General features: G+C 74.6%; 18 protein-coding genes. 6 read left to right on the forward strand and 12 right to left on the reverse strand.

The features are described from left to right. Window positions 1-37: 37 nt before the first annotated feature. Window positions 38-892: a GNAT family N-acetyltransferase gene (locus ABZ810_RS09680; protein ID WP_358401459.1), complete on the reverse strand. Its 855-nt coding sequence runs from the start codon at window positions 890-892 to the stop codon at window positions 38-40. 95 nt (window positions 893-987) lie between these two features. Between ABZ810_RS09680 and ABZ810_RS09685 the strand changes: the two genes are divergently transcribed. Next, entirely contained in the window at window positions 988-1851 is an 864-nt protein-coding gene (locus ABZ810_RS09685; protein ID WP_358401461.1) for a thermonuclease family protein, read from the forward strand. On the opposite strand, the gene ABZ810_RS09690 is transcribed toward ABZ810_RS09685, so the two are convergent. The 11 genes from ABZ810_RS09690 to ABZ810_RS09740 form a co-directional block, all read right to left on the reverse strand. Next, on the reverse strand, window positions 1848-2444 hold the full coding sequence (locus ABZ810_RS09690; protein WP_358401463.1) for a ThiF family adenylyltransferase: 597 nt from the start codon (window positions 2442-2444) through the stop codon (window positions 1848-1850). The two genes, ABZ810_RS09685 and ABZ810_RS09690, sit on opposite strands and share 4 nt — an antisense overlap. Further along, window positions 2441-2674: a hypothetical protein gene (locus tag ABZ810_RS09695; RefSeq protein ID WP_358401465.1), complete on the reverse strand. Its 234-nt coding sequence runs from the start codon at window positions 2672-2674 to the stop codon at window positions 2441-2443. Before ABZ810_RS09695 ends, ABZ810_RS09690 begins: the two co-directional genes overlap by 4 nt. Beyond that, a complete protein-coding gene (locus ABZ810_RS09700; protein WP_358401467.1) occupies window positions 2674-3045 on the reverse strand; it encodes a Mov34/MPN/PAD-1 family protein in 372 nt (123 codons plus the stop codon). The genes ABZ810_RS09695 and ABZ810_RS09700 overlap by 1 nt, the downstream gene beginning before the upstream one ends. Continuing rightward, window positions 3042-4007 (reverse strand): hypothetical protein, encoded by a 966-nt coding sequence (locus tag ABZ810_RS09705; RefSeq protein WP_358401469.1) that lies wholly within the window; start codon window positions 4005-4007, stop codon window positions 3042-3044. The genes ABZ810_RS09700 and ABZ810_RS09705 overlap by 4 nt, the downstream gene beginning before the upstream one ends. A gap of 117 nt (window positions 4008-4124) precedes the next feature. Further along, window positions 4125-5882, reverse strand: a complete 1758-nt coding sequence (locus tag ABZ810_RS09710; protein WP_358401470.1) for a VWA domain-containing protein — start codon at window positions 5880-5882, stop codon at window positions 4125-4127. Window positions 5883-6152: 270 nt separating this feature from the next. Then, the gene (locus ABZ810_RS09715) at window positions 6153-6287 is read right to left on the reverse strand and encodes a hypothetical protein (RefSeq protein ID WP_358401472.1); all 135 of its coding nucleotides are present in this window, start codon (window positions 6285-6287) and stop codon (window positions 6153-6155) included. 148 nt (window positions 6288-6435) lie between these two features. After that, a complete protein-coding gene (locus ABZ810_RS09720) occupies window positions 6436-7431 on the reverse strand; it encodes a helix-turn-helix transcriptional regulator (RefSeq protein WP_358401474.1) in 996 nt (331 codons plus the stop codon). Window positions 7432-7694: 263 nt separating this feature from the next. Further along, window positions 7695-8501 carry a hypothetical protein gene (locus ABZ810_RS09725; protein ID WP_358401476.1) on the reverse strand — a complete coding sequence of 269 codons (807 nt, stop codon included), beginning with the start codon at window positions 8499-8501 and terminating at the stop codon, window positions 7695-7697. Window positions 8502-8511: 10 nt separating this feature from the next. Beyond that, a complete protein-coding gene (locus tag ABZ810_RS09730) occupies window positions 8512-10701 on the reverse strand; it encodes a serine/threonine-protein kinase (RefSeq protein ID WP_358401478.1) in 2190 nt (729 codons plus the stop codon). A 24-nt stretch (window positions 10702-10725) separates the two neighbouring features. Next, the gene (locus tag ABZ810_RS09735) at window positions 10726-12795 is read right to left on the reverse strand and encodes a serine/threonine-protein kinase (protein WP_358401480.1); all 2070 of its coding nucleotides are present in this window, start codon (window positions 12793-12795) and stop codon (window positions 10726-10728) included. Window positions 12796-13033: 238 nt separating this feature from the next. Then, on the reverse strand, window positions 13034-14464 hold the full coding sequence (locus ABZ810_RS09740; protein ID WP_358401482.1) for an MFS transporter: 1431 nt from the start codon (window positions 14462-14464) through the stop codon (window positions 13034-13036). Window positions 14465-14572: 108 nt separating this feature from the next. On the opposite strand from ABZ810_RS09740, the gene ABZ810_RS09745 reads away from it, so the two are divergent. The 5 genes from ABZ810_RS09745 (at window position 14573) to ABZ810_RS09765 (ending at window position 20961) form a co-directional block, all read left to right on the forward strand. Beyond that, a complete protein-coding gene (locus ABZ810_RS09745; protein WP_358401484.1) occupies window positions 14573-15361 on the forward strand; it encodes an SAM-dependent methyltransferase in 789 nt (262 codons plus the stop codon). 12 nt (window positions 15362-15373) lie between these two features. After that, window positions 15374-16522 carry a methyltransferase gene (locus ABZ810_RS09750; RefSeq protein ID WP_358401486.1) on the forward strand — a complete coding sequence of 383 codons (1149 nt, stop codon included), beginning with the start codon at window positions 15374-15376 and terminating at the stop codon, window positions 16520-16522. A 102-nt stretch (window positions 16523-16624) separates the two neighbouring features. After that, entirely contained in the window at window positions 16625-18343 is a 1719-nt protein-coding gene (locus ABZ810_RS09755) for a GTPase domain-containing protein (protein WP_358401488.1), read from the forward strand. Further along, window positions 18340-19965 carry a YfjP family GTPase gene (locus ABZ810_RS09760; RefSeq protein WP_358401490.1) on the forward strand — a complete coding sequence of 542 codons (1626 nt, stop codon included), beginning with the start codon at window positions 18340-18342 and terminating at the stop codon, window positions 19963-19965. Before ABZ810_RS09755 ends, ABZ810_RS09760 begins: the two co-directional genes overlap by 4 nt. A gap of 108 nt (window positions 19966-20073) precedes the next feature. Continuing rightward, window positions 20074-20961, forward strand: coding sequence for a M48 family metallopeptidase (locus tag ABZ810_RS09765; RefSeq protein ID WP_358401492.1), 888 nt, complete (start codon window positions 20074-20076; stop codon window positions 20959-20961). The last annotated feature ends 9 nt before the right edge of the window (window positions 20962-20970 follow it).

The following is a 20970-nucleotide window of genomic DNA, read 5'->3' on the forward strand; positions in this document are numbered from 1 at the left end:
GGAAGTCTCTCCGCGCCGAGGCGGCCCGGCCGGGCGGTCAGGGTTGCTCGTAGGTCCGGTCGCGGGCGAACCCGCGGAAGCCGACCGAGGTGTACGCCGCGAGCGCGGGCGGGTTGCCGAAGTGGCCGAGGACGCACACCCGGGCGGTCTCGGCGCCCAGGTCGCGGGCCGTGCGGAGCGCCGCCAGGATGGCCGCGCTCGCCAGGCCGCGCCGGAGGTGGCCGGGCGCGGTGCCGACCGGTTCGAGGATCGCGGCCCCGGTGGCCTCGTCCAGCCAGACCAGGCAGAACGAGGCGGGGGAGCCGTCCGGCGCGGTGACGAGCCAGTCGAGGTCGTGCCGGTAGGGCCAGGCGTTCATGACGTCGCGGTAGCTGCCGGCGGTCGCCCTGGCCGCCGGGAACGCGGCGCGGTGCACGGCCGCCCGCGCCGCGGCGTCCTCCGGCCCCACCTGCCGCAGCGTGTAGCCGTCCGGCACCTCCGGCTCGGGCAGTTCCGCCAGGGAGCGCCCGAGATGGAGGAAGAACCCGCGGTCGGTGCGCTCGCGGTAGCCGTGCGCCGCGAGCGCGTCGATCACGGCCTGCTCGTCGTCCAGGACCTTCACCGTGCGCGGCCCCGGGCCCTCGGTGAGCTCGGCGAACCAGGACAGGACGTCGTCGGCGAGGTCGGGGTGGGCGGGGTCGAGCTGGAGGTTCAGGAACCTGCCGGCCGGCTTGGCCCAGGCCCAGGCGACGGCCCTCCCGTCGTGCTCCCACAACGCGGTGCGCCACTCGTCCTCGCGGCCGGAGTACTGGTACCAGGTCCAGGCCAGGTCGCCGACGTGCCATCGGGACGGCCAGAGCCGTGAGGTGAGCGCCTGCATCTCGCGGAGCGTCGTCGCCCGGGGAGTGATCATCCGAAGAACCCTACGCTGCCCTCATTCGGCCAATATCGGGGCGAGAGGTGCAAATGGTGCAAAGCTAGTGGTCAGGCGTTCACTGGGGGTTGCGCATGCTCGCCTTCGACTTTCCCCGCGTCATCCGGCCCGCCGTCGCGCGGCGGCTGATCCGCACGTCCGACGGCGACACCCCGGTGGTCGAGCAGCCGATCCGCATGGTGTCGGTCGACACCCCGGAGAAGGCCGGGTACGCGGGGCTGCCGGCCACCGCCCAGCTCAAGCTCGACCGCACCCGGACACGGCTCACCGACGGCACGTTCGACGGCCTGGTGCCCGACGGGCTGCGCGACCATCTGGTGTCGCGGCTGACCTCGAACGCGGCCGAACGCCACATCAACGCGGGCGTCCGGGCCAGCGCCTACTTCGAGGCGCTGCAGGAACGCCGCCTCACCCGGCCGGGCGGCGCGCGGCGGCGGACCGCGGTGGTCCCGACCGGCGAGCTGATCGACCGGTACGGGCGCCTGCTGGCGTACGTGGCACCGTGGTTCGAGGGCGGCGACCAGGATCCGCTGCCGCCGCGCGACCACCCCGACCGGCGCACGTTCAACCTCGACATGGTCGCCGCGGGCTGGGGCGCGATGTTCCTCATCTACCCGTCCCTCCCGCGCGAGCCCGACCTGCGGCTGCTGGTCCGCGAGGCGGAGTCGGCGTGGAACGAGCGGCGCGGCGTGTGGGCCGAGTTCGGCGAGGACGTGCTGCTGGCCTACGAGTACCGGGCGTGCGTCAAGCTCGGCGAGCGCGACCTCGGCGACCCCGCGGCCGCCGTGGCCGGCGCCTACCAGCGGATCTGCGTCGACTTGCGCGACCTGCGGGTGATGGGGGAGTTCGGCTACCACGAGGTGCCGCCGTCCCGGCGCCTGTGGATCTGGAAGGACGACCTGGACCGCGCCCGCGAGGACCTCAAGCTGCCGGTCTAGAGGCCGCCCGTCTCGCCCTCCGCGGTGGTGCGCACGCCCGTGAGGGTGACCATCGCGTCGCGGCGGATGCCGTCGGCGAGGTGATCCTGGATCACCCGCGCCAGCGTGGCGCAGACCAGGCCGATCAGCGGCAGGTGCTCGCCGCCCTCGCAGGTCGGCTGCCCGGGCCGGTCGGCGGCGTCCGGCGTGAACCGTTCGTCCCACCGCACGAGCCCGAACATGCCGTCGCCGCTCAGCCCGGCGTGGACGAGCGGGGTGCCGGTCTCGCGGGCGTACGCCGAGACCAGGAGGCGGCCCGGCGCGTTGTCGAGGCAGTCGACCAGGAGATCGGCGGAGCCCGCGACCGTGGCGATGTTGGTCTCCTCCAGCCGCACCGGGAACGCCTCGGCCTTCACGCCGTGGAAGTTGTGCAGCTGGAGCTTGAGCGCCTCGGCCTTGTTGCGGCCCACCGCCTGCCGCGTGTACGCCTGCGCGAGCAGGTTCTTGCTCTCGACCCGGTCGTGGTCGGCGAACGCGAGCTCGGCCGGCAGGTTGCGGCAGAGCACCGCGGTGGTCGAGCCGAGCGCGCCGACGCCGCAGAAGAAGATCCTCATGCGCCGAACGGCACCTTCGGGCGCAGGTAGACGCGCCCTCCGCCGAACCGGTCGACCACGAAGTGGCGGAACGCGTTCGGCGGCAGGTCGGGCACGTGCAGGCCCGGAATGGCGCCGGTCCGCACGACCTCGACGGCCAGCGTGCGGATGTCGTCGTCGGTGAGGGACCTCTCGATCGTGCCCGGCAGGTCGCCGGACCGCCCGTCGTAGGTGATGTTGAGCGTCGCCATCAGGATCGTGCTCCTTCCCGGATGCCGGATTCGGCGCGCAGCGGGCCGGCCCACCACGGCTCGTCCTCCGGCGCCGTACGTTCGTCCGAGCCGCAGGGCAGGCGGCGCACCATGGCGGTGGCCGTCACGACGGCGTAGGTCAGGTGGCGTCCCAGCGCCGCGTCGATCGCCGCCATCGTGCTCTCGTCCTCGGCGGAGAACGCCGCCGTCCCGGCGGGGTGCGTGTGCGCGATCTCGGCGAGGTGGTCGCGATGCCGCCAGATCGCCTCCCAGCGCGCACGGGAGTCGGGCAGCGCGTACGGGCTCGCGGACTGGTCGGCCCACAACAACATCCCGTCCGTGCCGATGAGGAAGCACACCTCGACCTTCATGGGTACGCCGTCAGGTAGAGGTCGCGGGTGTCGATCGCCTCGCGGATGACGCCGGGCAGGCTCTCCAGGGTCAGCCGGTCGTCGGCGCCGGCGAGGCAGATCCCGGCGTCGGCCACCCGCAGCGTGTCGGCGTGGACGACGGACAGGAAACGTTCGCCGAGGAACTCGTACCGCACCTCCATCAGCCCGCCGCCGATCGTGCGCAGGTCGTAGAGGGTCGCCCCGGCACGGTCGAGCGCCCGGCCCGCCCGCTCGACCGGATCGGCCGGAGCGGAGGCACTTCGTGGCGCGGAGGGGACCACGGGCGAGGCGGGGGCGGAGCCCGCGGCGGCGGTGCGTTCCGCCTCGATCCGGCGGGCCCGTTCGGCGACGATCCGCTGGACGGCCCGTTCGGCGGCCGGGTCGCCCTCGTCCGCGACGACGCCGACCATCGGGCGGGCCTCGGCGGGCACGATCCGGACGCCCCGGCCGGCCGCCGTACGTTGCAGGACCGCGTGGCCGTAGGCCGCGCGCAGCGTGGCGGGCGCGCCCTTCAGGTTCCCGAGCGGCCGGTGCTCCTCGAACGCCCGCCGCGCCTCCTCCTCCGCCTCGGATTCGAAGTCGAGCCGGTCGGGCAGCAGCGCGCCGGACGGCCAGCGGCGGGCCACGACCGGCGCGAACCGCGGCGGCTCGCCGGTGACCGAGGCGAATGCCGGCCGTTCGGCGTGACCGGCCGCCCGCACCACGTACCCCGAGGTGTAGTGCCCGCGCACGGCGGGCAGGTGGGCGAGGTCGGGCGGGTCCGCGGGCGCCACCGGCCGCGCCCGGCGCCCCTCGACCGCGAACAGCCAGAAACCCGGCTCGGCCGTGCCGTCGACGCGCAGCAGGCGATCCTCGGCGGCGACGAACGGCCCGCCCTGGTACGGCAGGACGAGCTCGACCGCGGGCACGTTCGCCGCCAGGAAACGCCGGTAGTCGGTCATGGCGCCGCCCTGTCTGGACTGAGGAGGGAGGAACGACCGACGAGGGAAGACCGGGCGTCGGTGCGCCATGGCCTGGAGCGGCGGAGCCGCGACCGTGTGCACGTCATGGCGTGGTCCTCACAGCGGCTTCTCCAGGAGGGGAGTGGCCATGACCTTCTCGACCCAGCCGAACGTCGCGCTGGTCGGGACCGGGGCGTCGAGCAGCGCCGACAGGACGCGGGTGACCTGGTACGGGTCGTCGAACTGCGCGACCTCGACCTCGCTGAACGGCACGCCCATCTCGGCGGCCGCGGCGCGGACGGTGTCGCCGCGCTGCCACGCCACGTTGACGATCATCGCCAGCGCCGCCGGGCGGTAGCCGAACATGCTGAACACCGCCGACAACGTCGCGCCGCTCTCGCCCGCCTCGTCCCCGACGACGATCACCAGCAGCCGGTGCCCGGCCGGGATCCGCACGCCCGCGTGGTGCAGCGCGCGGATCGCCGCCCCGTGCGTGGTGCCGCCGCTCGCGCGCACGCCGTCGAGCATGTGCCGGACGGCGACCCGGCTGGCGGCGCGCGGCCGCAGCACCCAGCCGGTGGTGTCGAACGCGGCGATGTGCAGCCGGTCGAGCGGGAACCCGGCGAGGATGCGGGACAGCGCCTCCTTGGACTGCTCGATCGCGCCCTCCATCGACCCGGACTTGTCGATCAGGAACATGATCTCCAGGTCGTCGGCGATCGTCTCCTCGACGGCGGTGCGGGCCGCGTTGTCGGCGGCCTCCTCGAGCTTCTCGCGCAGGCCCCGGTCGTGCACGTTGCGGGCGATGGTGAGGGCGCGCTGGTCGGTGGCGGTCCGCACCGCGCGCTCCCAGCGGGCGCGGACCTCGTCGTCGGCCAGCAGCCCCAGCCCTTCGAGGGTGGGAGTGAGCAGGCGCAGCTCGCGGTCCGACAACGACGGCAGCAGTGCCACCATGATCGCCGCGGTGAGGCCGGTGCCGGCCGGGAGCCGCCCGACGGCCTCCTTGTAGGAGAGCCTCCCCGTGACGATGCGCTCGCAGATCTCGGCCTCGTCCAGCCCGTCGAAGCGTTCCTGGCGGCGCAGCCGCATCCCGCCGTCCAGCCCCAGCGTGCGGTGCCCGCCGCCGGCCTGCTTCTGCGGCCAGCCGAGCACCTCGAAGAAACGTTCGGACTCGGGGCGGTAACCGCTCTTGCGGGCGATCTGCTTGATCGTCTCCTTGTAGCCGGCCTTGACCAGCCCTTCGAGGAGCGGCAGGTTGCGCTCGCGGAACGCCAGCCACTGGCGGGCGGCGCGCGGCCACCGGCCCAGCGGCGGGCGGCGGCCGGCCGGGTCGGCGAAGTCGGCGGCCCGGTTGAGCTCGGCGATGTCGGGGTTCTCCAGGAGCTGGGCGACGCGCAGCACCGACTTGGGCGTCATCATCCGCGATGAGCCCTGCTCGTAGTGGAGGATCATGGCCTCGCCGACGGCGCGGTAGTCGTCGTCGTGGAAGGCGATCGAGCCGTCGTCGTCCCGGACCGGCTGCCCGGACCTGGACTGCACCAGCATCAGCGCCGCGCAGCACACCTTGAGGTCGCGCCACTCGGTCTCGGTGAGCGAGTACGAGGCGAAGTGCGCCATCAGCGCCGGCTGGATCTCGTACAGCTCCAGCAGACTGCCGTACAGGTGCGTGGCCGCGGGAACGAAGAGGCCAGGCGCGACCCGCACGCCCTCGGCGCCGCCGCGCGCACGCCGCCCGTGCGGGCCGGTCTGGCGCCTGGTGGCGGGGAACCACTCGTCGCCCACGGCGAGGCCCGGACGGTTGTGCCACAGGTGCGCGCCGGAGTTGAGAACGAGCGCCAGCAGGCGGTCGGCCGCACTCTGGTCCTCGGCGCGCATCCCTCGGCCCCCCGCCGATCCCGGACGAAAAAGTGGCGTGACAGGCGTCACGCCACCGAAGAGGTCGCGCCCGAGTGAGGAAGCCGTGAATTGTCAGAGCTGCAATCTGATGCTCACAAGGAGCTGCGTGTAAGGCCTTCTCGGCTGGGCGCTGGAACGACTATCCCAAAGCACGCAGAACGGGGTCAACCGAATTACCGGCAGGCATGACCATGGCCCGCCCGGGTCTCCGGGCGGGCCATGGGGAGCACCTGATCGTTCGGACCTGCTTTACTCGGCGTCGCCTTCGGCCTGGGCCGAGGCGGCGCCGCCGGACTGGTCGTCCTTCGCCGGTTCCGGGTCGGCCTGCCGTGAGGGCCAGGCGTCGAGCTTGGTACGGCGGGGATTGGCCAGAGAGTCGCTCATCGTCGGTGTAGTCCTCCTGCGACGGCCCGGTCGCCCGGGCCGAAGAAATCCAGATGGCGGTCACGCCACGGTAGGGAGAGATCTTCTCTGATACCCCACCCCTGTTCGCAACATGGTCTATACCTCTGGGCAGGGCGGACGCGGCCGGTCAGGTGCGCAGGTCGTGCGAGGGCGGCCGGCCGTAGGCGTGCCGGTAGAGCTCGGCGAAGCGGCCGAGGTGGGTGAACGCCCATGCGCGGGCGATGGACTCCACGGTGACGCCGGAGGCGGGGTCGGCCTCGCACAGGTCGACGTGGGCGCCCTCCAGGCGGACCCGGCGCAGGTGGGACATCGGGGTGGTGTCCAGATGGCGCCGGAAGGCGTAGGCGAGGCCGCGGGGGCCGATGCGGGCGGCGGCCGCGATGTCGGTCAGCGTGATGTCGCGGTGGGCGTTCTCCTGGACGAACGCGACCGCCCGGCGGACGACGGCGGGGGTCGCGCTGTCCCGTCCCGTGCCGGGCTCGACGAGGGGGTCGATGGTCGGGTCGAGCGTCATCGCGGTGTTGGTGAACGTGGCCAGCGCCGCGACGGCGAGCGTGCGCGCCGCCTGCCCCAGGACCAGCGGGTTGGCCGCGACCTCCGGGACCGACAGGACGCCCTGGACGACGTGCCGCAGCGCGAGCGTCCAGTGCCGGCGGACCGCGTCGTTGGCCGGGCGGGCCAGCGTGAACGCGAGCTCGGCGGGACGGATGCCGGTGTTCTCGGCGGCGACCCGCGCGATGAGTTCCATGGGCAGTTGCACCGAGTGCGCGCGCAGCCGGTCCCAGCCGCCCTCGGCCGGCAGGTGCGGCGGCTTGGCGGCGATCTCCGCGCGGCCGAGGCGGACCTGCTCCCGCCCGGTGCCGAGCCAGAAGCCCGTCCCGAAGGACTGCGCGATCACCAGGTGCTCGGCGGGCTCCGTGGTCCCGTACGCCGCCATCGAGTGGCGCAGCCAGTTCACGTGGATGCCCGCGAAGGCGACGTCGACGGCGGTGAACCGGAACCCGCCGCCGTCGCCCGAGATCCGCAGTTCCCGGCCGGCGTAGGCCTCCATGAGGAAAGCCGTGGCTTCGCCGGGGTCGGTCGTGGAGAGCACGGACCGGGTGGCGCCGCCTTCGGCACGCATCGGTTTCCCTTCCCCGCGACCATCCGGAAACCGACGCGGATGTCCGGGATTCGACCGGTCGCGGGACGTGTCCTCGCAAGGATCGCACGCATGTGCTGGGCTGTGAAGCGTTCGGATCACCGCCGCGCCGGCGGGCGCCCTTATCCGGGGGCCGGCATGGGAACGTTGACCCAGTGTCCGTGCCAGGCGCCCGCCGCGCGATGGTCCGAGGTCGTCGGCGGCGCCGTCCGCGAGCCGATCGGCCGCCGCGGCGAGCGCCGGGCCTACCGTGCGACGGGCCGGGAACGCGCGGCCGGCCGGGCACCCGCCGTGGACCCCGCGGCGCGCGGGCCGAACCGCCGGGCCCACAGGTAGCCGAGGCTGATGACGGTGAGCTCGACCAGCAGCAGCGTGACCACGTCGGCGTCCACCTGGAGCGTGCCCGCGGTGGAGAGGACGAGCACCAGGCAGCGCAGTGCCCAGGAGACGAGGAACGCCAGGTAGACCGCCAGCGCGGTGCGGCCGGCGGTGCTCCCGAAGTGCAGGCCCGGCAGCGTCACCGCGAGCAGCGGCAGGAACGCGACGATCAGCCAGAACGCGATCAGCGGGTCGTCGCCGAGATCGTCCACCTTCGCCGCCGACACCAGGCGCGCGGTCCCCGAGAGGGCGAGGGCGTGGACGAGCAGGACCCCGCAGGCGGCCCACCCGCGGACGACGGAGAGGCGCCGCAGCCCCGCGAGCACGCTGTGCGTGATGCTGGCCCCGACCAGGAGGCACGCGGAGAAGAGGCCGACGGCCAGCCAGGCGCCCATGAGGTTCTCGGCCAGGACCCAGTCCGCGTCGGCGGGGAGCACGATCATGATGCCGAAGCCGAGGGCCCAGCCGGCGAGCCCGACCCCCAGCCGCAGCGCCGCCCGCGCGAACGGGGAGGCGAGCGGCGACGGCCGGGTGGTGCCGCCGGGCGGGCCGGGGCGCTGCGCCGACCAGGCGGGGCCGGCCCAGAAGCGCAGGTCGGCGATCTGGACGACGCCCCAGGCGGCCGCGAGGACCGTGAGGACCAGCAGGCCGAGGACGCTCGCCACGTTCGACATCAGACCTCCCTCACGCGCGCACCGCGACGAACTCGCCCCTGCGGTGATGGAAGAACAGCGTGGTCCCCATCGCGCAGAGCAGCGACCCTCCGGTGACCTCGCCGTCGGACCCGTCGCGGATCTCGGCCAGCCGGCGCACCACCCGCCCTTCGGCGGGGTCGACCGAGTACAGCGCGTCCTTCCCGCAGAGGTGCAGCAGCCCGCCGAGCAGGACCGGCCGTTCCCCCTGCTCGGCGTTCATCTCCCGCCGCCACAGGGCCCGCCCGTTGGCGAGCTCCAGGTTGACCAGCGCACCGTCGTTGTCGGCGAGGACGACGGCCGATCCGGCGAGCACCGGCCGGGGAACGGGCTGGACCACGGCCCGCGCCGGCCGGAGGTCGAACGCCCAGCGCGACCTCCCCGTGGTGGCGTCGAACGCGCTCAGCTTGCCGGCGAGCCCGCCGTACAGGAGCAGATCGCCGGTCCGGAGGGCGTCCGGCTGGTAGGACCCGGCGGTGCTGGCCTGGTGCCGGAAGAGGATCTTCCCCGTCCGGGCGTCCAGCACGAGGAGCTCGTCGGTGGCGAGCGCCAGGACGCGGTCGCCGGCCACGCGCAGCGCCCGCAGGTTGACCAGGGTGTTCGGCGCCGAGTAGCGGGTCGTCCACACCTGGCGGCCGGTCGCGGGATCGATCGCCCTGACCGTGCTGTCGAGCTCGGCGAACACCATCGGGGCGCCGGTCCCGGTCTGGCCGGCGGCCTGGAGGGCGCCCGCCCCGGGCACGCGCCAGAGTTGCCGCCCGGTGTCGGCGGCGAGCGCCAGGACCCCGGCCATGACCCCCTCGCGCAGGCACACGGCGTTCCCCGCGCGCAGGTGGTGGCTGGTCCCGGGCCGGAGGGGCGAGGTCTCGAACTCCCGCCGCCAGATCACCCGCCCGGTGCCGACGTCGAAGGTCAGCAGGGTCGCGGTGCTCGCCGACCCGCTCCGCGCGACCACATGCCCCAGGCGCCCGCCGGCCTCGATCGCGACGTCCCCTCCCACCCGGTCCCAGGTGTTGTCGGGGGCCTCGCCGACGCGGACGTCCTCCGCGCCGCTCCAGCGGCGCCGGCCGGTCACGGGGTCGAGTGCCACCATGCGGTCGCCGGGCACGACGAAGAGCGATCCGGCGCGGACGGTCGGGCCCGCCCACGGCGTGGCCTTGGCCTCCTGGTAGGTCCAGAGCACCCGGTCCGGGCCGTCCTGGATGAACCGGCTCGCACCCCACACGACGCCCCCGGTCGCGGTGGCGGCCGCGCCGAGCGCCCCGCCGACGAGGAGGACCGTGCGGCGCGAGATCCGGCCGACCGGAGCGGGGATCGGCGCCTCCAGCCGGGCGGAGACGCCCGCCGCCAGCGGTGCGGGGAGCCAGACGGTCCCGCTGGGCACGGGGCCCGGCAGCGCGTTGAGCCGTTCGAGGGCCTGGTCGGCCGTGGGGCGTTCGGCGGGGGCCTTGGCCAGGAAGCCGGCGATCACGGCGCGCAGCGCCGGGTCGGCGACCCCGTCCAGCCAGGGCGGGGCGAGCAGGGTCCTGCGGAGCACGAGGTGGTTCTCGTCGGCGCCGAACGGGCCGGTGCCCGCCGACGCATACACCAGCACCGCGCCCAGCGCGAAGACGTCGCCGGCGGGCCCCGAGTCACCGTCGGCGACCTGTTCCGGCGCCATGAAGCCGGGCGACCCCGCCCCGTCGGCGAGCTCGTCGCCCGGCGCCCTGGCCACCCCGAAGTCCAGCACCTTCGGCCCGTCGACGCTGAGCAGCACGTTGCGCGGCGTGAGATCTCGGTGCACGACCCCGGCCCGGTGGATCGCCGAGAGCGCCTCGGCCAGCCCCACGCCGAGCGCGCGCACCGACGGCGGCGGCAGCGGGCCGTAGGCGGTGACGGCCTCGGCCAGGTGCAGGCCGGGCAGGTACGCGCTGGCCAGCCACGGCCGCTCGGCGTCCGCGTCGGCGTCCACGAACGGCGCGGTGTAGACGCCGCTCACCGAGCGCACCGCGGCGAGCTCGCGCCGGAACCCGTCCCGGACGGCGGGGTCGCCGGCGAGATGGCGGTGCACGACCTTCATCGCCACCTGCCGGCCGCCCGGCGAGCCGGCGAGGTAGACCTCGCCCGTCCCGCCCGTCCCGAGCCGCGCCAGGACCTCGTAGCCGGCGACGCGCCGGGGGTCGGACGACCGGAGTGGTTCCACCGCTGGGCCTTTCGCCGGGGAGCTTCACTGGGGGAGCGCGAGCGCGTGGAGCCGCGAGCGCCCGTCGGAGGAGTCGGCGGTGGACGAGACGTACACGGTCCCGTCCGCCTCGACGGCGTCACTGTGCCGGGGATTCCTGCCCTTGACCGTGTGCCGCCACCGGATGGCGCCCGTCGCGGTGTCGACCGCGGTCAGGTCGCCCGAGCCGGTCGCCGTCACGAAGACGTGCCGCGTGCCCGGGACGAGCAGGTCCCAGGAGCGCGCGGTCGGCGAGTTGTCGCGCAGCTCCCACCGGAACCGCCCGTCGGCCTTCGCCATCGCGGTCAGCGCGCCGCTCTCGGACAGGACGAGCGTGTCCGCGACCAGCACGCCGCGGACGATGTCCGCGCCCACGGCGACGGCCCACGCGTCCTTGCCGTCGCGGACGGCGTGCAGCTGCCCGCCGCCGACCGCGTACACCGTGCCGGCGTCGGCGCCGCAGAGCCGCGCGCCCCGCATCGGGGCCCGCCACGACCGGCGGCCGTCGCGGGCGTCGACCAGGTGGAGGGCGTCCCCGAACGCCACGGCGATGTGGCCGCCCGCCACCGCGAGGTGGGAGAAGGTGGTCTCGTCCGACGTCAGCGGCTCGGCGCGCCAGCGTTCGGCGCCTGTCCGCGGGTCCAGCCCGATCAGCGTCAGGCGGTCCAGCTCGGTGTTGAACGCGGCGAAGCAGACGTTCCCGCCGGCGACGAGGAGATCGGAGAAGCCGACCCCGGACCTGGCGTGGCGCCAGCGTTCCCGCCCGCTCGCGAGGTCCACGGCGAGGAGATGACCGCTTCTCTCCCCGACGACGGCCAGGTCGCCGACGACGACGGGCCGCTGGACGGCGCGCCGGGCCACGCGCCAGCGCGGCGTGCCCGTCCGGGCGTCGAAGGCGGTCAGCTCGCGGGTGTCGGCGGCGAACACCCGGCCAGGCGCGGCGGCCATCCACCCGTACATCGGCATCGGCCGCCGCCAGACCTCCCTGGGGGCCGGCGCGGGGGAGGCGAACGCGCCGGGCGGCCTGGTGCCGGTGGCGGAGGGCACCGCCCGGGTCGGTGCCGTGGTCGCGAACGCCGCCCGTTCGCCCGTCTCGGCGATCTTCCCGGTGACGCGCACGGCGGCGATGCCCCCGGCCGCCGCGGCGGTCACCGCGGCGGCCGTGCCGAGCAGCAGCCTGCGCCGGTCGACCGGCGGCTCGACCGGCTCGTCACGCGCGCGGATCGCGGCGGCGAGCCGGGGCGGCATCCAGCCGACCCCTTCCGGCGACGCCGCGTGCCGGTGCAACGTCTCCAGGATCTGCCAGGTGAGCGGCCGCTGCCTCGGGTCGCGTTGCATGCAGCCGGCCACGAGGTCGCGCAGGAAGCCCTCGCCGATGCCGTCGAGGCGGGGCGGCTCGGTGGTGGCCCTGCGGATGAGCTCCGCGACCGGGCCGCGGCCGAACGGGCCCTCGCCCGTCGCGCAGAAGACGATCACCGCGCCGAGCGAGAAGACGTCGCTCGCCGCGTCCAGGGGCTGCCCGGCGGCCTGCTCGGGGGACATGTAGCCGGGCGAGCCGAGGACCGCGCCCGGCCGGGTGAGCCCGCTCTCCTCCGCGGCGCGGGCGATGCCGAAGTCGATGATCCGCGGGCCGTCCTGGCCGAGCAGCACGTTCGCCGGCTTCAGGTCGCGGTGCACCACGCCGGCCCGGTGCACCGACTGGAGCCCTTCGGCGATGCCCGCCGCCAGCGAGTAGACCGCGGGCAGCGGGAAGGGGCCCTGGGTCTTCACCGCCTCGGACAGCGCCATGCCCGGCAGGTACGCGGTGACCAGCCAGGGCGCGGCGGCGGTGGGGTCGGCGTCGATGACCGGCGCGGTGAACGCGCCGCTGACCCGCCGCGCGTTGGCCACCTCGCGCTCGAACCGCGACCGGAACCGCGGGTCCGCCGCGTAGTGCGGATGGATCACCTTGAGCGCCACCGGGGCACCCGCGGGCGAGAGCGCGAGGAAGACCTGCCCCATACCGCCCTGACCGAGACGGGCGACCAGCCTGTAACGGCCGATCCGGGGCGGGTCCTCCGGGCCGAGTTGTTCCAAGGTGCCCCCTCAGGGCATCCCGAGCTACAAGCGCATCCCGAGCTACGACACGACCATGATGCCGCCGCGCGGCCGGGCGCGGTACTTACCGGTAGGAATGGCAGGAAGCGGCAAAACCGGACGGGGCGCGTGAGCCTCGTGGTAACCACGCGGCGCGCGGTCAGCAGCCTGGACAGGGCCTCCTCGACGAGCCCGCCTGGCACTGGCCGAAACGCTGACCGTCCCGGGGCACCGCCCTTTACGCGGCGGGGCTCCCGGTACGTTCGGGGCGGGGCAGCAGGGCGACCAGGGCGGTGCCGATCGCGGTGATGACCGCGGCCACCAGGAAGGCGGTCGCGTAGCCGTCCGCCAGGTCCGAGCCCGAGCGGGCCGCGGCGGTGGCGAGGACGGTGAGCCCGATCGCGCCGCCGATCGTCCGCGAGGTGTTGACGATCCCGGCCACCGCGCCCGCCTCCTCGGCGGACGCCCCCGTCGTCGAGGCCTCCACCAGCGGCGTCATCAGCAGGCCGAAGCCGATCGCCATCGTCACGCCCGGCCCGAGGATGGAGCCGAGGAACGTGCCGTCCTCGTGCAGCACCGCGCTCTGCCAGGCGAACCCGCCGGCGGCGAGCAGCCCGCCGAGCCCGGCCGGCAGCCGCGCGTCCATCCGGGCCATCAGCGCCGGGGCGAGCTTGGAGCCGATGATGATCCCGGCGGTGTGCGGCAGGAACGAGACGCCGGTGCGGACGGCGCTGTAGTCCAGCACGTTCTGCATGTAGAGCGACAGGAAGTACCAGAGCGCGAAGCCGCCCAGCATGCTGACCAGGGTGGCGAGGTTGCCGACCGCCACGCTGCGCAGCCGGAACAGGCGCAGCGGCACGAGCGGCTGCGCGCTCCGCGCCTCGACCGCGACGAAGGCGGTCAGCGCCGCCAGCCCGGCGAGCAGCGGGACGAGCGAGTCCGCCGACGTCCAGCCGTGCGTCTCGGTCCGGGTGATCCCGAAGTTGAGCGCCGCGACGCCGGCCGTCACCAGGATCGCGCCGGGCACGTCGAGCCGCGGCCGGCCCGCCGTCGTGCGCTCGTCGCGCAGCCAGCCCGCCGCGATGGCGGTCACCACGATGCCGACCGGTACGTTGATCAGCAGCACCCAGCGCCAGTTGAGGTAGTCGGTGAGCAGGCCGCCGACGAGGCCGCCCGCCGCGCCGCCGGCGGTGCCGACGGCCGTCCAGGTGGCGATCGCCCTGGTGCGGGCCGGGCCCGCCGGGAACGTGCTGGTGATCAGTGACAGCGTGACCGGCGCCAGCACCGCCGCGCCCAGCCCCTGCGCGGCCCGCGCCGCGATCAGCGTGCCCGCGTCCTGCGCGAGCCCGCCCGCCAGGCTGGCGAGGGTGAAGATCCCGAGACCGGTGATGAAGACGCGCCTGCGCCCGAACAGGTCCGCGGCCCGGCCGCCCAGCAGCAGGAACCCGGCGAACGCCAGCGAGTAGGCGTTCACCACCCACTGGAGGCCGGTGGCGCCGAGGCCCAGCCCTGCCCGCATGTCCGGCAGCGCGACGTTCACGACGGAGATGTCCAGGACGACGAGGAACTGCCCGACGCTCGCGGCGAGCACGGCGGCCCAGGCCGGAGTCGATCGGCGGGAGCGGGGAGCGGACTCCTTGACGGGTCCTGGCTCGTGTGTCGTGGTCATGGCGTTCATGCTGATCGCCGGGCCCCCGCCGGCGCGTCGGGCGCCGGGACCAGCCGTGCCGGTCCGTTGGACCTAGGACCCCCGCGGATTCAACGGTATATATGGGCAATGCCAGGAGAACCGGACATCGATGCCGGCAAGCCGAGCATCGCGCGGGTCTACAACGCGGCGCTCGGCGGGACGGACAACTTCGAGGTCGACCGCGCGGTGCTCGCCCAGCTCCAGGAGGGCATGCCGGAGGTCCTCACCATGGCCCGCATCAACCGCGCCACGCTGGGCCGCGGCGTGCGCGTCATGGCCGAGGCGGGCGTGCGGCAGTTCCTCGACCTCGGCGCGGGCCTGCCGTCCGCGGAGAACACCCACACCGTGGCGCAGCGCGTGGACCCGCACTCCCGCGTCGTGTACGTCGACCGGGATCCCATCGTCCAGGCGCACGGCCGGGCGATCCTGTCCGCCGACGACCGCGCCACCGTGGTCACCGCCGACCTGCGCGACCCGGCGAGCATCCTCGGCCACCCCGACGTGCCGCGCCTGATCGACTTCTCCGAGCCGGTCGGCGTCATGCTCGTCGCGATCCTCCACCACCTCCACGACGACGAGGACCCCAAACGCCTGGTGGACGCCTACATGGACGCCGTGCCGCCGGGCAGCCACCTGTTCATCACGCACTTCTGCAGCTTCAGCCCGATCGCCGCGGCCATGCAGGAGAAGTTCCTGCGCCTGCTGGGCACCGGCCGTTTCCGCACGCCCGAGGAGATCACCGCCTACTTCGACGGCTACGAGCTGCTGGATCCCGGCGTCGTCCCCAACCCGCGCTGGCGCCCGGACGTGCCGCCGCCCGCCGAGCTCACCGTCGCCCAGCAGCTCCATTACACCGGGATGGCCCGCAAGCTTTAGCCTGGTCAGGCTATGGATCAGCTAGAGACGGCCTGGGGCGCCCGTACGCTCGCGCGTTTCCCGGACGACCCGCGCGACCGGCTGCGTGCCTGGGACGCCGCCGACGAGTACCTCCTGCGCGAGCTCGCCGAGTCCACCGGACCCGCCGGGCCCACCGGCACCGTGGCCGTCCTCGGCGACCGCTGGGGCGCCCTGACCACCTCGCTCGCGGCTCACGACCCCGTCCAGATCTCCGACTCGTTCCTCGCCAGGTCGGCCACCCGCGCCAACCTGGCCCGCAACGGCGCCGGCGCCCCGCTCCGGCTGCTCACCACCCGGGACGCCCCGCCCGAACGTGTCGACACGCTCCTGATCCGCGTTCCCAAGAGCCTCGCGCTGCTGGAGGACCAGCTCCACCGCCTGGCCCCGGCCCTCCACCCGGGCACCCGCGTCCTGGGCACCGGCATGGTCAAGGAGATCCACACCTCGACCCTGCGGCTCTTCGAGCAGATCATCGGCCCCACCCGCACCTCCCTCGCGGTGAAGAAGGCCCGCCTGATCCACTGCACCCCCGAAGACCTGGAGCGGCCGCCCAACCCCTGGCCGCTCACCTACGACCTCCCGGCCGGCATCGGCATCGCCTCCGGCCGCACCGTGGTCAACCACGCCGGGATCTTCTGCGCCGACCGCCTGGACATCGGCACCCGCTTCTTCCTCCAGCACCTTCCCCGGGGCGGCTACGCCCGCATCGCCGACCTCGGCTGCGGCAACGGCGTCGTGGGCCTGGCCGCCGCCCTCGCCCACCCCGGCGCCGAGATCCTCCTCGTCGACGAGTCCTTCCAGGCGGTCGCGTCCGCCGAGGCCACGTTCCGCGCCAACGACCTCCCCGCCAAGGCCGGGTTCCAGGCCGCCGACGCCCTCACCGAGGTCGCGCCCGGCTCGTTCGACCTGATCCTCAGCAACCCGCCGTTCCACTCCCACCAGGCCACGACCGACGCCACCGCCTGGCGCATGTTCACCGGCGCCCACAAGGCCCTGCGCCCCGGCGGCGAGCTGTGGATCGTCGGCAACCGCCACCTCGGCTACCACGTGAAGCTGCGGCGGATCTTCGGCGACTGCGCCACCGTCGCGGGCAATCCCAAGTTCGTCGTCCTCCGCGCCGTCAAGCACGCCGGGCGCTGACGGCCGCGCACCGCGCCGGGAAACCGCCCGCCGAGGTCAAGGGGCGCCCAAGCGCGAGGGTCGCACCACGTTTCGCGAAGGCGGTGGGGGAAGGATCGGGGTGTGTCCGATGACCTGTCGGCGGCGCTGGGGGAACTGCGGCGGCTGCTCGACCATGACCTGTTCCCGCTGGAGATCGGTGCCGTGGCGGAGGACCGCCGCGCGCGCAAGGAGCTGGTGGGGCAGCTCGACGACTACCTGCTGCCGCGGCTGGCCGCGATCGACGCGCCGTTGCTGGCGGTGGTGGGCGGTTCGACGGGCGCAGGCAAGTCGACGCTGGTCAACTCCCTGGCCGGGGAGGACATCACCCAGGCGGGCGTGCTGCGCCCGACGACCCTGGCACCCACGCTGGTGGCGCATCCCGAGGACGCGCCCTGGTTCCTGACGATGAACGTCCTGCCGGGGCTGCCCAGGGTGACCGGTGCCGGGCTCGCCGAGCCGGGCACGCTGAAGGTCGTCACGACGGCGGCGGTGCCGAGCGGGCTGGCCCTGCTGGACGCGCCCGACATCGACTCGGTGGTGACGGCCAACCGGGAGCTGGCGGCGCAGCTGCTGGCCGCGGCGGATCTCTGGTTGTTCGTGACCACGGCGGCGCGGTACGCCGACGAGGTGCCGTGGGCGTTCCTGCGCACGGCGCGCGAGCGCAGCACGGCGCTGGCGGTCATCCTGCAGCGGACGCCGCGGGACGCGGTCGAGCCGGTGAGCCGTGACCTCGCACGGTTGCTGGAGGAGAACGGGCTGGGCGGGACGCCGCTGTTCGTGGTGCCGGAGCTCGACCTGCCGTCGGAGAGCACCAGGTTGCCGGCGGACACCGTCGCGGTGATCAAGGAGTGGCTGGCGGGGCTCTCCGCCGACGCGAGGGCGCGGGGCGAGGTCGTGCGGCGGACGTTGTCGGGGGCGCTCGACAGCCTCGCGGTCAGGTTGCCGGCGCTGGCGGACGCGGTCGAGCGGCAGCGCGGGGCCGAGGGGCACCTGCGGGCGCTGGCCGCGAAGAGCTACGCGGCCGGGATGTCGGCGTTCGACGAGGGCATGCGGGACGGGACGCTGCTGCGCGGCGAGGTGCTCGCGCGGTGGCAGGACTTCATCGGCACGGGCGACCTGATGCGGGCGCTGGAGTCGCGGATCGGGCGGATCCGCGATCGGGTGGTCGCCGCGATCAAGGGCCGTCCGGCGTCGGGCCGGGAGCTGGCGACGGCGCTGGAGAGCGGCGTCGAGTCGCTGATCCGGGCGGTCGCCGACAGCTCGGCGGAACGGGCGGTGGAGGCGTGGCTGGCCGACGCGGCGGGGCGTGACCTGCTGGAACGTTCGGGCGTCGAGACCGCGGGCCGGCTGGGACGGGCGTCGGCGGAGCTCCGGGGGCGTGCGGAGAAGGCCGTCAGGGAGTGGCAGGGGTACGTGCTCGAACTCGTCAGCACCGAGGGCGGCGACCGGCGCGGCCGGGCCAGGGCCGCCTCGTTCGGGGTGAACGGGCTCGGGCTGATGCTCATGCTCGGGGTGTTCGCCTCGACGGGCGGGCTGACGGGCATCGAGATCGGCATCGCGGGCGGGACCACGGTCCTCGGCCAGAAGGTGCTGGAGGCCGTCTTCGGCGACCAGGCCGTGCGCAGGCTGACCGAGGAGGCGCGCGACGACCTGCGGCGGCGGGTGCGCGAGCTTCTGGACGATGAGGAGGCGCGGTTCGCCGGCCTGCTGGACGAGGTGGCCGACCCGGAGGCGTTGCGGGCCGCCGCGGCGGCGGTGCACGCGCATCGCCTGGAGATCCCGGAGGGGACGGCGCTGTGAAGGTCCTGCGGCGCAAGAGCGCGGTCTCGCTGGACGAACGCCTCGCCGCCCTCGAGACGGCGGCGGATCTGGCGGAGGAGCGGCTCGACGGGGCGCCGGTCGAGCGGGCGCGCGATGTCGTGCGGCGGGCGGGGGCGCGGGCACGGCTGTCGGCCGAGCACACGGTCGCCGCGCTGGCCGGTGCGACGGGGAGCGGCAAGTCCTCGCTGTTCAACGAGCTGTCGGGGACCGAGCTCGCCGCGGTCGGCGTGACCCGGCCGACGACCTCGGCCGCGCAGGCGGCGTGCTGGGAGGCCGAGGGGGCCGGGCCGCTGCTGGACTGGCTGGACGTGCCGCGCCGCCACACCGTGGAGGCCGGCACCGATGAGCGGGCCGACGAGCTCGGCGGGCTCGTCCTGCTGGACCTGCCCGACCACGACTCGATCGAGACCGCGCACCGGCTGGAGGTGGACCGGCTCGTCGCGGTCGTCGACATGCTGGTGTGGGTGCTCGATCCGCAGAAGTACGCCGACGCGGCCGTGCACGAGCGCTACCTCCGCCCGCTGTCGCGGCACAAGGACGTCATGGTCGTCGTGCTCAACCAGGTCGACCGGCTGCCGGAGCCGGCCGTCGCGCGCTGCCTGGACGACCTGCGCGGCCTGCTGGAGGCCGACGGCCTCACGGGCGTGCCGGTGGTGGCGGTGTCGGCGCGCACCGGGCAGGGCGTGCCGGAGCTGCGGCGGATGCTGGTCGAACGGGTCGCGCGCCGCCAGGCGTGGGCGGCCCGGCTGGCGGCGGACGCGGGCGCCGCGGCCGACGACCTGGCGACCGCGGCCGGCCTGACCGGCGCGGTGAAGCCGGGCCGGACGCCCGACCGGCTGCGCGCGCCGCTGACGGCCGCGCTCGCTCAGGCCGCCGGCGTGCCGGCGGTGGTGGACGCGGTGGCCAAGGCGCACCGGCATCGTGCCGTGGTCGCGACCGGCTGGCCCGTCACCCGCTGGGTCCGCCGGTTCCGGCCCGACCCGCTGCGCCGGCTGCGCCTGGACGTGCGGGACGGGGGCGGCGCGGGCCGGACGTCGCTGCCGGTGGTGTCGCCCGTCCGGCGGTCGGAGATGGAGGTCGCGGTCCGCGAGGTCGGCGCCGGAACGGCCGAGGACGTGCCCGAACCGTGGGCGCGGGCCGTCCGCGAGGCGGCCCGGTCGCACAACGACGAGCTCGCCGACGCGCTCGACCGGGCCGTGGCGACCACGTCGCTGGGCGCGGCCCGGCGGCCCCGCTGGTGGAAGGCGGTGGGCTTCCTGCAGTGGCTGGTCTTCGCGGTGCTGGCCGCGGGCGCTCTCTGGCTGGGGGCGCTGGCGGTGGTGAGCTACCTGCGGTTGCCGGACGTGCCGACGCCCAAGGTCGGTGAGGTGCCGTGGCCCACCGCGATGTTGCTCGGCGCGGCCGTGGCGGGGATCCTCATCGCGCTGCTCTCGCGCGCCGCGGCGTGGCTGGCGGGCCGCCGCCGGGCGCGCCGGGCGTCCAAGGAGCTGCGCGCCGCCGTGGCGGAGGTGGGCGACCGGCTGGTCCTGGCACCGGCCCAGGCCGAACGGGATCGTTTCACCGGCTTCACCACCGAGGTGCTCAAGGCCCGTACGGCCTGAACGGCGCCGCCCGGTGCCGGGGCGCTCCTCACCCGTTCGAGGTGAGGACCGCGACCGTCGCCGCGGGTGAGACTTCGCCCGATGTCCCATCGGGAGGGGTGAAGCGCGATGTCACATGCAGGGTCGCCGCCGTCGGGCCGGGAACGTCCGGCGACCGGGGAACGTCCCGGCCGCCGGGAGGCCGGGGCCAGGCGGGCGCGAGGGACGCTGCGCACCCCGGGTGAGATGCCGTTCTTCGTCTTCATGGTGGTCCTCAACGTCCTGATCGTCATCGGGATCGTGCAGGCCGCCACGGTGCTGCCCCTGCTGCCCGACCGGCTCGCCGGCACCGCGTGGGCGGACGCCATCCGGTGGGGGCTGATCAGCGTCCTGCTGTTCGTCCCGGCGCTGATCGTGATCCGTGAGACCCAGCGCGCCTCGACGCGCGGCACGGCGGTGCAGCTGTCGCCCGGCCAGTTCCCGGAGATCTACGAGACCGCCGAGGAGTTCGCTGCCGAGCTCGGGCTCAGGCGCCGGCCGGACATCTTCCTCGCCAACGGCAACGGCGCGCTCAACGCGTTCGCCGCGCAGGCGACCGGCCACGACTACGTGGTGTTGTCGAACGAGCTGTTCGCCAACCTCTACAAGAACAACAAGGAGGGCCTGCGGTTCATCCTCGGCCACGAGATGGGGCACATCAAGCTCAACCACGTGGCGCTCTGGTACCAGATCGCCGTCGCCTACTCGCAGCCCATCCCGATCCTCGGCCAGCTGCTGTCGCGGCTGCGCGAGTACTCCGCCGACCGGTGCGGCGCGCACGTGGCCCCGGCCGGGGGTGCGGGCCTGGTCGTCCTGGCGTCCGGCCGCCACACCGAGACCGACGTGAACGTCAAGGAACTGGTCGACCAGGGACGCGCCCTGCGCGGCTTCTGGGTGTGGCTCGCGCAGCTGCCGCGGTCCCACCCGTACACGGTGCGGCGGCTCGAACGGCTGACCGTGCAGCGGCTGCTCCGATAGGAGGGCGGA

Origin of the sequence: Spirillospora sp. NPDC047279, from assembly GCF_040643285.1 — a bacterium.
Classification (GTDB): Bacteria; Actinomycetota; Actinomycetes; order Streptosporangiales; family Streptosporangiaceae; genus Spirillospora.